At 70.0% G+C, this 14,736-nt stretch carries 6 protein-coding genes; 2 read left to right on the top strand and 4 right to left on the bottom strand.

Features of this window, described 5'->3' with window-relative positions; genetic code table 11:
* Positions 1–46: 46 nt before the first annotated feature.
* The 4 genes from JR064_RS15640 to JR064_RS15625 form a co-directional block, all read right to left on the bottom strand.
* Positions 47–2,800: a TonB-dependent receptor gene (locus JR064_RS15640; protein ID WP_241093105.1), complete on the bottom strand. Its 2,754-nt coding sequence runs from the start codon at positions 2,798–2,800 to the stop codon at positions 47–49.
* 285 nt (positions 2,801–3,085) lie between these two features.
* Positions 3,086–4,942, bottom strand: a complete 1,857-nt coding sequence (locus JR064_RS15635; RefSeq protein ID WP_206230354.1) for a tetratricopeptide repeat-containing sulfotransferase family protein — start codon at positions 4,940–4,942, stop codon at positions 3,086–3,088.
* Positions 4,943–5,137: 195 nt separating this feature from the next.
* Positions 5,138–8,569, bottom strand: a complete 3,432-nt coding sequence (locus JR064_RS15630) for a hybrid sensor histidine kinase/response regulator (RefSeq protein ID WP_206230353.1) — start codon at positions 8,567–8,569, stop codon at positions 5,138–5,140.
* Between the two features lie 45 nt (positions 8,570–8,614).
* Complete coding sequence (locus tag JR064_RS15625) at positions 8,615–10,018, bottom strand: ATP-binding protein (RefSeq protein WP_179570042.1); 1,404 nt, start codon at positions 10,016–10,018, stop codon at positions 8,615–8,617.
* Positions 10,019–10,181: 163 nt separating this feature from the next.
* Between JR064_RS15625 and JR064_RS15620 the strand changes: the two genes are divergently transcribed.
* Both JR064_RS15620 and JR064_RS15615 read left to right on the top strand, forming a co-directional pair.
* Positions 10,182–12,086 (top strand): GGDEF domain-containing protein, encoded by a 1,905-nt coding sequence (locus tag JR064_RS15620; protein ID WP_206230352.1) that lies wholly within the window; start codon positions 10,182–10,184, stop codon positions 12,084–12,086.
* A gap of 192 nt (positions 12,087–12,278) precedes the next feature.
* Complete coding sequence (locus tag JR064_RS15615; RefSeq protein ID WP_206230351.1) at positions 12,279–14,705, top strand: AAA family ATPase; 2,427 nt, start codon at positions 12,279–12,281, stop codon at positions 14,703–14,705.
* Positions 14,706–14,736 lie beyond the last annotated feature (31 nt).

The raw sequence follows: 14,736 nt of genomic DNA, 5'->3' as shown, positions 1-14,736 counted from the left end.
CCTTTTATAAAAACAATATCACTATACAGAAAATCGCAATCGCCTATCAAAACCGATAGGTAGCCCGCATCCAGTAGTAACGGCCGACCGTGTCGTAGGTGCTCACGTCGGTGTTCGCGTTCAACACGTTGTTCTGGTACAGCACCGGCGGCTGCTTGTTGAACAGGTTGTCCACGCCCAGATCGAAGCGGATGTTGGCGTCACTCATGTCGTAGCCCAACTGCAGCGCGTGGTACATGTAGCTGCCGTAGTTCAGCACCACGCCCTTTTCCGAGCCATCGGCAGACATGTTCTCCGACAGGTCGGTGCTGCCGACCTGGATCTTGCCGATCCAGCGCGTGGTCCAGGTGGCGTCCCAGTTGCCCAGCTTCCAGCCGATCTGGCCGCGCGCGCGCCAGCGTGCGTAGTTGCCGTAGGACGAGTTGTACTTGCCGGCCATGTGCACCACCGAGTCGCCGGTGTCGATGTCGTAGCGCTGCAGGTAGGTGCTGTCCAGGGCCAGGGTGAACTTGCCGAACGCGGTGTCCGGCAGGGCGTAGTTGGCGCCGAAGTCGATGCCTTGGGTGTCCAGCTTGCCGATGTTGACCACCGGGGTTTCGATGTAGTCGATGTTGCCGGCGCTGACCGTGCCGGCCGCATAGCGGTGGATGTAGCTGCAGTACGGGCTGCTGTTGTCGTTGTAGCAGATGTTGGCCACGGTCTGCGCGGAGATCGACTGGATCAGGTCGTCGAGCTTGACCTTCCACCAGTCGAGGTTGAACGACAGGCCCTGCACGAACTCGGGGCTGTAGACGATGCCGTAGTCGTAGGAGGTGCCCTTCTCCGGCTTCAGGTCGTAGTTGGCGTAGGTGGAACCAGACACGATCGCGTTGGTCTGCGACAGGCCCGAGCCGGTCCAGCCGGTTTCCACGCCTTCGCAGGCGTTCTCGTGGCCGCTGCCGCTGTAGCCGATGCACGGATCGGTGAAGGTCGGCGAGTTCGCGGTCGGACCCTGGTACAGATCGTAGATGGTCGGCGCGCGGAACACCTGCGCCACGGTGCCACGCACCATCAGGTCGTGGATCGGGCGCCACTCGAGCTGGAACGAGGCGCTGTTGTTGGTCGAATTGACGCTGCTGTAGTCGGAGAAGCGATCGCTCAGGGTGACGTTCAGCGCACCGATTGGCGAGGACTGCGCCAGCACCGGGATGAACAGCTGCGCGTAGGCTTCCTTGACGCTGAAGGAGCCGCTCAGCGGCGAGGAGCAGGCCTCGGAGGAGATATCGCAGGTGTTGTCGCTGTTGATCAGCGCATTGCTGGACACGGTGTAGTCCAGGCTTTCCTTGCGGTACAGCGCGCCAACCGCCAACAGCGCGCTGCCTGCCGGCAGTTCCCACACGCTGCCGTTGGCGCTGGCTTCCCACTGGCGGCTGATGTGCGTGGTCTGATAGCGCGGGATCGATTCGTGGCTGTTCAGCCAAGACACGGTATTGGCATCGCTCTGGTCGAAGATATTCACTTCGCCGGCGTTGATCGCGTCCTGCAGCGCGGCGTAGTCCACGTAGCCGTGGCTCCAGTTGCGCTGCTGGTAGTGGCCGTAGTTGAAGTTGGCGTCCCAGACCCAACTGGTGTCGCCGATACTGCCCTTCAGGCCGAGCACGTCCTGGTCGGTGGTGGTGTCGTAGAAGCCTTCGCGCTGGCCCAGCGAGGTGAAGCGCGAGCGGTATTCGTAGCCGTTGGGACCGAACTCGACGCCGAACGGGTTGTAGGGATTGTCGGCGGCGATGGTGACGCCGTCGCTCTGCGCATCGAACGGCAGCGGCGCGATCGCGTAATGCGCCATCGTGTGGTTGTGGTAGGCGTTGACGTAGGCCTGCAGCTTGTCGGTGATGTTGAAGCTGCCGAGCACGAAGCTGTTGACGCGCTGCTGCGGGGTCATCAGCAGATTCTGCGACTGGTAGTTGTAGGCGTCGGAGGAGGAGTAGCACTTGTAGCCGCCGCCGCCGTCGCTGGTCATCGCGCCGCCGGTGCTGCAGCCATTGGCGGCCAAGGTGCTTGCAGGCAGCTTGTAATAGCCGCCTGGGGTCCGGCTGGAACCGCTCTTCAACACGCTGCCGCTGGATAGGTACAGCGCGTCCTTGGAGAACGCGCGATTGGCCGAGGAGATCTCTTTCTGCTTGTTGTAGTCGAGGCCGACCACGATGTTGCCGCGATCCCAGGTCTTGCCGAAGGTGAAGGTGCCGCCCTGGCGCGCGCCGTCGCCGCGGCTGGCCTGGCCGTAGTTGGCGGAGAATTCGCCGCCTTCGAAATTCTTGCGCAGGATGTAGTTGACCACGCCGCCGATGGCGTCGGAGCCGTACAGCGCCGAGGCGCCGACCTTCAGCACTTCGACATGGTCGATCATGCTGGCCGGGATCGAGTTGATGTCGTTGTTGAGGATGCGGCGGCCGTCGATCAGGATCAGCGTGCGCTGGTCGCCGAGGCCGCGCAGCGACACGGTCGAGGCGCCGTCGCCGCCGCCGTTGTTGACCTGCGGGTTGGTCGCATCGCCGGCGATGCCGGGCAGCGACTGCATCAGGTCGCCGAGCGTCTGCTTGCCGCTCTGCTGGATCTGCTGGCGATCGACCACGGTGACCGGGCTGGCCGTTTCCACGTCCACGCGCCGCACCAGCGAGCCGGTCACGGTGACGCGGTCCAGGTCGACCGCGCCGTTGGCGGATGTCGCCGCGGTGTCGGCGCTCTGTGCGTAGAGCGAAGCGGCGGGAAGCGTCGCCAATCCCAGGCAGATGGCCTGGGCGAGTCTGTTCTTTGGTGCGGACATTGGGGAAAACCTCATGTGATGGGCAACAGAACGCCAGCGGTGCACGCGGACGTGAACCGGTTCGAATCGCGCTGGGCGCGACGTCTTCGTTGGATGCTTCGGACTTGCGGGCCGATCGGGACCGTCAAGCACTTGTTAGTTTTTTATAAGAAAAGTGTTGTTTTCATGTGCCGCATTGCGCCAGCGGTTGGCATAATCGCTACATCGTTCGAAAACATGTGCGTCCCAGGGCGCGGACGGGGAAGGCGCCATGGGCGCCGGCACGGGCCGAAGCGGCTGCCCGAATCAGTCGACGCGATAGTCCCAGCGCTGCAGGTAGGGCTGCAGCAGCGGCAGCACCGGCTCGAAGAATTCGCGATACGGGCGCCAGCGGTCCAGGCCCTTGCGATTGATGCCTTCGACCACCTGCGCATAGCTGGGCGTGCTGATGAAGCCCTTGGCGCGCGCATGGCGCTGGAACTCCAGCAACCACTCCGGTTGTTCGAGTTCCAGGAAGCTGCCCAAGCGCGCGACCTGCGCCTGCGGATCGGCGACCAGGTCTTCGTAGCGCAGCTCCAGCGCGCGCGGTTGCAGCAGCTCGACGTGGTAGAGCCAGAACGCCATCGCATCGGCGTAGCCCTGCGCCAGGCGTTGCGCGCTGGAACACAGCACCGCGAAGGCCGGGGAGCGGAACGCCTGCATGTAGCAGCTCAACAGCACGTCGCAGGGATGACGCAGCGCCAGGATCACGTGCGCGTTGGGGAACAGCCGCTGGATCAGCGGCAGGCGCAGCAGGTTCAGCGGATTCTTGTCGACCAGGCGTTGTCCGGGCTGCAGCTGCACCACGCCGCGTACGGACCGCCAGTAGTCGGCGCGCAGGGCCGCGCAGGCGGCCTCGTCGAGCTCCCCGAGGCCATCGGGCCAGGCCAGGCCGCGGCGCTCGCTGCGCTCGGCCAGCCCTTGCAGGAACGGCCGTTCGTCCATCGCGCACAGCTGCGGATGCGCATCGAGCATCTGTTCCAGCAAGGTGGTGCCGGAGCGCGGGAACCCGACCACGAAGATCGGCGAGGCATCGCGCGGCGGCGCCGTCACCGGCAGCGCGGCGGCGTAGCGCACCGGATCCCAGCGGCGTCGCGCGACCGGCAGCGGCGCCGCGCCCGCCGCAAGCAGTTCGGGCACCAGCGAGGCGACGCCCTCGACCTGCCCGGCATGGCCCTGCGCGCACGCCGCCAGCATTTCGTCGTGGCGCCCCAGGCGGTCGCAGACGCGGGCCATCGCGAACAACAGGTTGCTCTGCTTGCGCGTGTCGGCGGCCGCGGCGGCGGACAGCAGGCCGCGCAGCAGCCGGTACGCGGCGTCCCACTGCCCGTCGCGCATCGCCAGCACCGCCAGCGCATTGATCGCATCGTGGCGCGCGTCCACGTCCTCGATCCGCTCCGGCGGCGGCAGGTGTGCGGCCGCCCGCCGCGCCTCGTCGAGTTGGTTGACCCGCTCGAGCACCAGCACCAGGCGCGACCAGGCGCGCTCCGGTTGCGGCATCGGTCCGGCGGCGCAGGCGCGCAGCATCTCGCAGGCCGCATCGGTGTGGCCGGACTGCGACAGCAGCCAGGCCAGTTCCAGCGTGGTCTCCGGGTCCAGCGCAGGCCATTGCGCCCAGTCCGCGAGCAGCGCCTCCACGCGCTGGAAGTCGCCGCACTCGTGGCAGGCCATCGCCGCGTGGACACGCAGTTGCGCCGAGTCCGGCGCCAACCCATGCGCATCCAGCAGATGCTCGCGGGCGACGCCATAGTCGCCTTCGTCCATCGCCAGCAGGCCCAGATTGTGGTGCAGCATCGCATCGCCCGGCGTCAGCATGAGCGCCTGCGCATACGCCTGCCGCGCCTCGGCGAAGCGGCGCGCCTCGCGCAAGGCGGTGCCCAGGTTGTTCCAGTGCGCCACGTCCTGCGGCTGCCGTTCGGTCAGTTCGCGATACAGCACTGCCGCCTGCGCCGCATCGCCCTGCATCTGCAGGCTCATCGCCAGCAGGCTGCTGGCCAAGGCGTCGCCGGGCGCGTGCTGCAGGTAGCGGCGCGCGCCCTGCTCCAGCGCCTGCGCCTGTCCCGCCTCCAGTGCCGCCAGCAATTGGGGCAGCGACGGGATCGCGGTGTCTTGCGGTGGGCTCATGCGCTGAAGGTCCAGACGGGCGGGCGGAAAGGGCTGCCACCATAGCCGGGCCGGATCGCGGGTCGCAACGCAGGCCGTGCCGGGCGCAGGCAAACGACGCACACACTGCGGATACGCAACTTCGCCGCACGACATGCTCGACGCCGGACCGCGCAAAGCACGCTGTCGCGATCGCGCCGACCGGCGCCAATCGCTCTAGATCGGATCGTGATACGCGGTAAGGAAGGCGCGCAGCGAGGCCGGCTTGACCGGCTTGGTCAGCAGCCGGTAGCCGCGTTCGCGGGCCTGCAGTTTCAGTTCGTCGCGGCCGTCGGCGGTGAGCAGCGCGCCGGCGACCGGGCCGACCATCGCCTCGCGCAGCGCATCCAGCGTGTCCAGCCCGTCCAGGCGGTCGTGCAGGTGGTAGTCCACCAGCATCACGTTGGGCGCGCGCGCCGCCAGCAGCAGCGCCTCGTCCACGGTGCTGGCGCAGATCACCTCCACCTGCCAGCGGCCGAGCAGCGCGCGCATGCCGTCGAGGATTTCCTGATCGTTGTCCACGCACAGCACGCGCAGCCCGACCAGCGAGTCGCTGCTGGCGACGCTGCGCTGCTGCCGCTGCTGCTTCTGCGGCACCGGCGCCACCCGTGGCACGGCGATCGAGAACATGCTGCCGTGGCCGACCGCGCTGCGCGCATCCAGGTCGTGGCCGAGCAGGCGCGAGATGCGCTGGCAGATCGACAGGCCCAGGCCCAGCCCCTGCTCGCCCCAGTCGAACGGCTGCTGGTAGCGCTGGAACTCTTCGAAGATCTGCTGCATGTGGTGCTTGGGAATGCCCGGACCGGTGTCCCACACCTGCAGCTCCAGCGCCGCGCCGCGGCCGCGCATGCCCAGCACGATGCGGCCCTGGCGGGTATAGCGCAGCGCATTGGCGAGGAAGTTCTGCAGCACGCGGCGCAGCAGGCGGCGGTCGCTGCGCACCCAGATCGGCCGCGCATAGACATGCATGCGCAGGCCGCGGCTGGCGGCGACCGGGGTGTACTGCGCGGCCAGTTCGCGCAGCAGCACGCTGGCGTCGAAGTCCTCGATCGTCGGGCGCATGCCGCCGGCGTCCAGCCGCGACACGTCGAGCAGGCCGTCGAGCAGTTCCTCGGCCGCACGCAGCGAGGCGTCCACGCGCTCGGCCAGATGCCGCTGCTCCTCGTTCTGGTGCGCTTCGCGCAAGGCGGAGGCGAACAGCCGCGCCGCGTTGAGCGGCTGCAGCACGTCGTGGCTGATCGCGGCCAGGAAGCGGGTCTTGGACTGCTGCGCCAGTTCGGCCTCGCGCGAGCGGTCGGCCACGCGCTGCTCCAGCGTCTCGTTGGCTTCCAGCAGCGCCTGCTCGGCACGTTTGTAGTCGGTGATGTCGTTGTAGCTGGTCACGTAGCCGCCGCCGGGCAGCGGCTGGCCGCGCATCTCGATCACCTTGCCGTCGCTGCGGGTGCGCTCGAACACATGCGAGGTGCCGGCGCGCAGATGCGCGATGCGGCGGCTGATCTGGTCCTCGATGCGGCCCTCGCCGAGTTCGCCGCGCTCGGCGTTGTAGCGGATCAGGTCGGCGACCGGGCGGCCGACGTAGAGCATGCCGTCGGGGTAGCCGAACATCTGCTGGTAGCGCCGGTTCCACGCGGTCAGGCGCATCGCCGGATCGACCACGCTGACCCCGGCGCTGATGTTCTCCAGCGTGGTGGACAGGATCTCGCGGTTGAAGCGCAGTTCCTGCCCGGCCTCGTCGAGCACCGCCACCACTTCGCCCAGGTCCATGCCCGAGCCGCGCAGCAGGCTGGTCAACACCAGCCGCGCCGAGGCCGCGCCGATCGAGGCGGCGAGCAGGCGTTCGGTGAACTGCACCCAGACGCGGTCGGCCACCGCATTGGGCTGCGGCTCGCGGCCGAGCAGTTGCGCCTGTTCGGCGAAGGCGCGGCGGGCATGACGCTCGCCGACCATGCGTTCGGCCAGCGCCTGCAGATCGACCACCTGTACCTGCCCGAGCCAGTCGCCGGCCACCGCCGGCCGCTGCGAATACGGCTCCAGGAACGGCGCCGCGCGCAGCCGCTCGTCCAGGCCCGGGCGCCAGCGCGCCGACACCAGCATCATCGTGCCGACGTTGAGCAGCAGCGACCAGAACGTGCCGTGCGCCAGCGGATCCCAGCCGCTCATGCCGAACAGCTGCTGCGGGCGCAGCCAGGAGATGCCGAACGGCCCGTCGTGCAGCCATCCCGGCGCCAGCCAGCCGGCCTGGGTCAGCGCCGGCAGCAGCAAGGTGTAGATCCAGGTGCCGAAGCCCAGCACCATGCCGGTCTCCACGCCCTTGCGGCTGGCGCCGCGCCAGTACAGCCCGCCGATCACGCCCGGCGCGAACTGCGCCACCGCGGCGAAGGCCATCAGCCCGTACGAGGCCAGCGAACTGTCGTTGCTGCTGCTGCGGTAGTAGCCGTAGGCGATCAGCGCCAGCAGCAGGATCGCCAGGCGGCGGATCCACAACACCCGCGAGGCGACGTCGGCGCCGGCCGCCTGGTGCCCGCGCCGGCGCAACAGCACCGGCATCACCAGGTCGTTGCTGATCATCGTCGCCAGCGCGATGCTGGAGACGATGACCATGCCGGTGGCGGCGGAGAACCCGCCTACGTAGGCGACCAGCGCCAGCGCGGTGCGGCCCTCGGCCAGCGGCAGCGCCAGCACGATGCTGTCGCGCGCCACCTCGCCGGAATGGCCGAACAGGGCGATGCCGGCCGACGCGATCGGCACCACCATCGCCGAGATCACCACCAGGTACAGCCCGAACAGCCAGCGCGCCTTGCGGATGTCGCCGATGTCGCTGCATTCCACCACCGCCACGTGAAACTGCCGCGGCAGGCACACGATGGCCAGGAAGCTGAGCAGGGTCTGCGAGATGAAGCCGACCGGCGGCGTGTTCTGGAACAGCGTGCGTGCCGACTGCAGCACCTGCCCGTCGCGGCCGCTCAACCACACGTAGGCGAACACGCCCACCGCGACCATCGCCAGCAGCTTGACCACCGACTCCAGCGCGATCGCCAGCATCATGCCGTGGTGGTGTTCGGTGGCGTCCACCTGGCGGGTGCCGAACAAGGTCGCGAACAGCGCCATCAGCAGCGCCACGTACAACGCCGGATCGGCGTAGAACGGCGCCCCGGCGCTGGACTGCCCGCTGAGCACCTGCAGGCTCATCGCCACCGCCTTGTACTGCAACGCCAGGTACGGCACCACGCCGATCAGCGCGATCACCGCCACCAGCGCCGCCAGGCGCCGCGAACGGCCGTAGCGCGAGGAGATGAAGTCGGCGATGGACACCGTGTTCTCGCTGCGCGCGATCAGCGCCAGCCGTTCGACGATGCGCCAGCCGAACAGCAGCATCAGCAGCGGACCCAGGTAGATCGGCAGGTAGCCGGCGCCGTTGCGCACCGCGCTGCCGACCGCGCCGTAGAACGTCCACGACGAGCAGTACACCGCCAGCGCCAGGCTGTACACCGCCGGGCGCAGCCACGGCCGTTCCGGGTACAGCGGCCGCCGATCGCCCCACCACGCCACTGCGAACAGCAGCGCCGCGTAGCCGACCGACACCAGCAGCAGGATCCAGCTAGAAACCAAGGGCGAGGTCCCCGGTGCGTTCGCCGCAGTCTAGCTCGCCGCCGCTCACGAGACCGCCGTCGCGCCGGCGTGCAGCGGCAACCGCAGGCGGAACACGCTGCCCTGCCCGGGCGCGCTCTCCACCAGCAATGCGCCGCCGGCCGCGGCGATCAGGTTGGCGCTGACCGCCAGCCCCAGGCCGGTGCCCTGCCCGCTGGGCTTGGTGGTGAAGAACGGCTCCAGGCAGCGCGCGCGCACATCCTCGCTCATGCCGTGGCCGCTGTCGCGCACCGCGATCTCCAGCGTGGCATCGGGCCGCGGCGCCAGGGTCAGCTCGAACTGCCCGCCCTCGGGCATCGCCTGCTGCGCGTTGGCGGCGAGATTGAGCAGGATCAGCTCCAGCTGCGCGCGGTCGAAGCGCACCGGGCACGGCGCCTCGTGCAGGTGCAGGCGCACCTGCACGCCCAGGCCGAACAACTGGTCGAACATCGGGCGCATGCCGGCGATCGTCTCGGCCGGTTCGAACACCTCCAGCCGCGTCGCTTCCTGGCGGCTGAAATCCAGCAGCTTGCGGGTCACCGCCGCCGCGCGCCGCGCCGCCGCATCGGCCCCCTGCAGCGCGGCCTTGAGCTGCTGCGGATCGTCGCTGCGGCGCGCACGGGCGGCATAGCCCATGATCAGGCTGAGCAGATGATTGAAATCGTGCGCCACGCCGCTGGCCAGGCGGCCGACGCTCTCCATCTTCTGGGCGTGCACCAGCTGGTCGCGCGAACGCTCCTTTTCCTGCATCTCCAGTTGCAGCCGGTCGCGCGAACGGGCCAGGTCGTTGCCGCGCTTGCGCGCCAGCGCCAGGCTGTCGCGCAGGGCCGCCACCGACTGGTCCAGCACCAGTGCGACCACCACGAAGCCGACCAGGCTGCCCACCGCCACTTCCAGGACCCGCGGCCACAGCGACGGCAGGAAGAACATGCGTGCCGCATCGCGCCATGCGCCCAGCGCGACCACCAATGCCAGCCACGCCACCGCGCCCCAGAGCGCGCGCCGGCTCAGCAACAGCCCGCCGATCAGTACCGGCAGCAGCTGCCCGAGCTGGCCGCGCAGTTGCGCTTCCAGCCCCCAACGCGCATAGCCCACGGTCAGCAGCGCCAGGCTCACCACCACGAACAGCCGCGCCGCCCACAGGAACGCGCCACGCCGCAACAGCGCGAAGCACACCCACATCGCCAGCGCATTGAATCCCGCCAACCACAACGCGACCGAGTCGATGGCTGCGCCGGCCCGCCACCATGCCATCAGCATCGCGATCAGCTGATACAGGCCCACGAACACCAGTACCAGCTGCAGCATCGCCGCGTTGCGCCGGTCGACGCGGTCGGCCAGCGGGATCGCGCGCCACCAACGCAACGCGCACGCCAGCGGGCCAGCGGCGGGCGGGTCGGCGGAACGCTGGGGCGTAGGCAGGTCGGGCATGCGCGGGCCAATGGCGGGAGCGCCGCCGGCAGGCGGACGCGGACTGCGGCTATATTAGCCACCTCCGTCTTCCCGCTGGATGCGACGCGGCACTGACCCTGCAGGTTGCCGCGCATGCTGCACGGGCCGATTCCGCCGCTCGACGCGCCTGGATTACAAATCGATGACGTTTCCCTTGTTCACCGGCCTGGGCCGGGCTGTGTTCGTGGCCGCAGGCCTGCTGGCAAGTCCGGTGCTGGCACAGACCGTTCCCGGCGCCGATCCGTACGAACCGCAGCTGCGGCGCTGCCAAACCAGCATTGCGCAGCAGCCGAGCGCCTCGCGGGATATCGCCAACGACCTGCTGACCATGCCCGGCCTGCCGGTACCGGTGCAGGTGCGGGCGACCGGCTGCCTGGCCACCGCGCAGCAGATGCTGGGCGACAGCACGCAGGCGGCGGCGACGACCGAGCGCTTGCTGGCATTGCTGCAGACACCCGGGTTGCCGCCGCTCGTCCGTAACGGCGGCCGCCTGCAGGCGGCGGCGCTGCTGCAGCAGGGTGGCCAGTTGACGCGTGCGCTGAAACTGCTGGAGCAGATTCAGGCCGATGCGCAGCGCAGCGGCGACACCGTCGCGCAGATCGGCGCGCTGGCCGGCATCGCGCTGATGCGCGGCGACGCGCTGGACGACTCGGAAGGCGCGCTGCACTACTTCCGCCAGGCCATCGCCCTGGCCGAACAGCTGCAACGGCCGCCGGCGCAGGCCGACATGATGCTGTACTACAACTACGGCTACGCGCTGCTGATGCTCAAGCGTTACGACGAGGCCGACGCCGCCTTCGATCGCGCTACCGCGGTGGCCGTCAAGCTGACCAACCAGGACCTGTTCCTGCACCGTATCGCCAGCCACCGCGGCGAGATCCAACGCGCCGGCGGCCACGCCGAGCGTGCCGAGCCGATGTTGCAGAAAGCGCTGTACTGGCAGCAGGCCGACGGCGATCCGCAAGGCGCCGCAGTGACGCTGCAACGCCTGGCGCGGCTACGCCTGGACCAGGGTCGGGCCAAGGACGCGCTGGTCTACGCCGAACAAGCGCAGACGCTGTCCGAGCGCAGCCGCTTCGTCGCGGAGATCCGCAACGGACTGGACCTGATCAGCGAGATCCACGCCGCGCTGGGCAATGCCGACGCCGCGGCGCACTACGCGCAGCAGGCGCGCGCGATGGACCGCGACAAGGCCCGCGCCGAAACCCTGGTCTCGCTGGCCAAGCTGCAGGCCGATGCGGCGCGCAAGCTGCCGCCGATCGCCGACACGGGCGCGGCACGCGCCGACAACGCCGGCCGCATCGCGATCGGCCTGGCGCTGGTGCTGGCGCTCGGCGTCGCCCTGGCGATCCTGTACCGCCGCCGCCAGCGCCGCGAGGCCGAACGCAGCCTGCTCGATCCGCTGACCGGGCTGCTGAACAGGCCGGAAGCCGAACGCCGGATGCAGGCGCTGTTCGCCGCGCCGAGCCGGGACAAGCGCGAGGCCGACGGCCGCTGTGCGCTCCTGCTGGTCGACGTGGATGGATTCAAGGAGTTGAACGCGCGCTACGGCCATGCCGCCGGCGACCGCGCGCTGTTGGCGCTGGCCGGCTGCCTGCGCGAGAGCTGCGATGCCGGCGACCTGATCGCACGCTGGGGCAGCGAGGAATTCCTGGTGGTGCGCGCGGACACCTCCGCGGCGGCCGCGTTCGCGCTGGCCGCGCACCTGCGCGGTGCGGTCGAACGCCTGCGCGTGGAAGCCGGCCAGGGCGAACTGCTGCCGTTGACGGTGTCGGTCGGCGCAGCGCCGTTCCCGCTGTTCCGCCGGCCCGATGCGCGCCTGCAGGACACCGTGGCGCTGGCCGAATGCGCGGTCCAGGCGGCCGGCCACGCCGGCGGCAACGCCTGGGCCGGACTGTGGGGCACGCCGGGCGACGTGACGGTCACGCCGCAACAGGTGCTGGCGGATCCGGTGCGCGCGCGCGCGCAAGGCTGGGTGCTGCTCGACGGCAGCGATCCGCTGCTGTGGACGCGCGCGTTCGCCGCGCCGGACGCGCAGCGCGCGTGAGCGCGTGCGCACGCGCGGCGCCGCCGTGGGCCGCGGCGGTCGTCCCCTCACCCCAACCCCTCTCCCGGTGGGAGAGGGGCCATGTGCCGCAGTGCAGCGGCGGCCGTGCCCATGCACGCTCCACGGCGGCGCAGTACCGCGGGTGCGACACGCTAAGATCCGTGCGGTGAACACCCACCCCCGCCCACGCTGATGTCGTCCGTCCCAGTCGAGTCGCGGGCGAGCTATCTGCAGCAGCAACGGCTGCGGCTGCAGACCCAGTTGCAGCAGGCGCAGGCGCGGCAGGCCGCTGCCGAAGCCGAGGTGGAGCGGCATCTGCCGGCGGTGGAACAGGCCGTGGCCACGATCCGCCGCGATTTCGTCGCGCAGGCCGCGCAGGCCGCGAGCGCGGTGCTGCGCCGCGAACGCCGCCGCGCGTGGTGGCCGGCGCTGCTGTTGCGCCCGCTGCTGCCGGACTGGCGCTGGCGGCTGGCGCTGCTCGCCTTCCTGCTGCTGGCGCTGCCATGGATGAGCGCGCACTGGCTCGGCGACGCGCGCGGCTATCTGGACTGGTGGCGCCATCTGGGCATGCAGCGCGACACCCTGCAGCTGCTGCAGCGCGTGCTGCCGTCGCTGCTGGCGTATGCGCTGCTGGTGATCGGCGGCGCGCAACTGCTGGCCCGGCATGTCAGCCACGACGAACGCGCGCGGTTGAACGGTTTCGCGCAACGGCCGCTGGCGCTGCTGCAGTTCGCCAGCGACAGCCGCCACGACGCCGCCTTTCCGTACCGCGTCACCCGCGCGCCATGGCCGCAGCGCGAACTGCAGGGCCGCTGGCAGATCGCCGCGGCGCACGGCGACCTGTTCGGCGCGCGCATGCTGGCGCTGCACGACGGTGCCGAACCGGAACCGCAGGTACAGGCGCTGCTGGTGCTGCCGGACGCGTCCCACGCCGCGGCGCTGATCCCGATCGCCGCCGAGCTGGATGCCGAGGCGCAGGCGCAGCTGCACGCCCTGGCGCTGGCCGTGGCGACGAACGCGGCGGCCGAATCGCAGCCCATCGCCGAGCTGCACCGGCACGTGGACGCGTGGATGGAAGCGCGCAGCCAGCAGCGCATGCTGCAACAGCGGCTGCAGAGCATGGACGCCATCCACCGCCACTGGGCCGACGTGGCACTGCCCGACACCACCCTGGACCAGATCCTGAAGCTGGTGGACCTGTTCGTGTCCGGGCGCGCGCCGGCGCCGAAGGGCATGCTGCTGCACGGACCGCCGGGCACCGGCAAGACCCTGATCGCGCGCAAGCTGGCGCGCCATGCCGGCTGCCATTTCGAAGCGCTGGGCGTAGCCGACCTGAAGGCCGCGCACGTCGGCCACACCGGCCCCAAGGTGCAGGCGATCTGGCAGCGCTGCCGCGCCAAGGCGCCGGCGATCCTGTTCATCGACGAATGCGAAAGCGTGTTCGCGCGCCGCGGCGGCGTGGACAGCGACAGCTTCGGCGCCGAGCTGGTGCAGACCTTCCTCGCCGAATGGGACGGCTTCCACGAGGCGCGCGGCCAGGTGCTGGTGATCGGCGCGACCAACCGTCCCGGACTGCTCGACGACGCGGTGATGTCGCGCTTCACCGCCAGCATCGGCATCGGCCTGCCGGATGCCGATGCGCGCGCGCGCATCCTCGGCGGCGAACTGCAACGCGCCGGCTTCGCGCTGGCCCTGGACCCGCGCGTGGTCGCCGACAGCAGCGGCCTGTCCGGCCGCGACCTGCACACGCTGGTGGCGCGGGTCGCCGCCGAGTGCATGGACGGCGAACTCGACGGCGACGCGCTGCTGGCGCAACTGCGCTTGCTGCGCGGCAAGGGCTCCACCCGGGTGACGCCGCTGGACTGGAACGACATCGTGCTGCCGGCACCGGTGATCGATGAATTCGTCGGCCTGGGCAAGGAACTGCGCAATGCCGAGACGCTGGCCACGCTGGGCGTGCCGGTCCCGCGCGGGATCCTGATGTACGGCCCGCCCGGCACCGGCAAGACCCAGCTCGCGCGGATCCTGGCCAGCCAGTCGGGGTTGGCCTTCATCGCCCTGACCGGCGCCGACCTCAAGGCCGCCTACCTGGGCCAGTCGGGCCAGCGCGTGCAGGCCGCGTTCGAGCGCGCCCGCGCGCAGGCGCCGTGCATCGTGTTCGTCGACGAGATCGACATCGTCGCCCCGGCGCGCGGCGCCGACGGCGACGATGCGCTGACCCGCGAGATCGTCGGCCAGCTGCTGCAGGAACTGGACGGCGTCGCCAGCCAGGCCGGGCAGGTGTTCCTGCTGGCCGCCAGCAACCATGCCGCGGCGATCGACCCGGCGCTGCTGTCGCGGCTGGACCGGCAGATCGAGATCGGCCTGCCCGACCGCGCCGCACGCAGCGCGATCGTCGCGCGCCTGTTGCACGGCAAGCCGCTGGCATTCGACGCAACAGAGGCGGCCACCTGGCTGGCCGAGCGCAGCGAAGGCCGCTCCGGCCGCGACCTGCAGACCTGGATCAGCCGCGCGATGCGCCGCGCCGCGCGCCGCGCCCTGCTGGAAAGCGACGATGCGGCAAGCACCCGGCTGCAATGGCAGGACCTGATCGACACCGCGGATGAGGCACGGGCATAGCGCGCCATCCTGTCGCGGCTGAAGCCGCTCC

The sequence above is a fragment of the Xanthomonas bonasiae genome, from assembly GCF_017163705.1.
GTDB classification, from domain to species: domain Bacteria; phylum Pseudomonadota; class Gammaproteobacteria; order Xanthomonadales; family Xanthomonadaceae; genus Xanthomonas_A; species Xanthomonas_A bonasiae.
Note: the sequence above shows the minus strand (reverse complement) of the source record. Positions and strands in the feature narration are given on the sequence as shown.

Bases quoted from the DNA above. Each gene is read 5' to 3' on its own strand.
- JR064_RS15640 (WP_241093105.1), bottom strand. From the start codon at position 2,800: ATGTCCGCACCAAAGAACAGACTCGCCCAGGCCATCTGCCTGGGATTG.
- JR064_RS15635 (WP_206230354.1), bottom strand. From the start codon at position 4,942: ATGAGCCCACCGCAAGACACCGCGATCCCGTCGCTGCCCCAATTGCTG.
- JR064_RS15625 (WP_179570042.1), bottom strand. From the start codon at position 10,018: ATGCCCGACCTGCCTACGCCCCAGCGTTCCGCCGACCCGCCCGCCGCT.
- JR064_RS15620 (WP_206230352.1), top strand. From the start codon at position 10,182: ATGACGTTTCCCTTGTTCACCGGCCTGGGCCGGGCTGTGTTCGTGGCC.
- JR064_RS15615 (WP_206230351.1), top strand. From the start codon at position 12,279: ATGTCGTCCGTCCCAGTCGAGTCGCGGGCGAGCTATCTGCAGCAGCAA.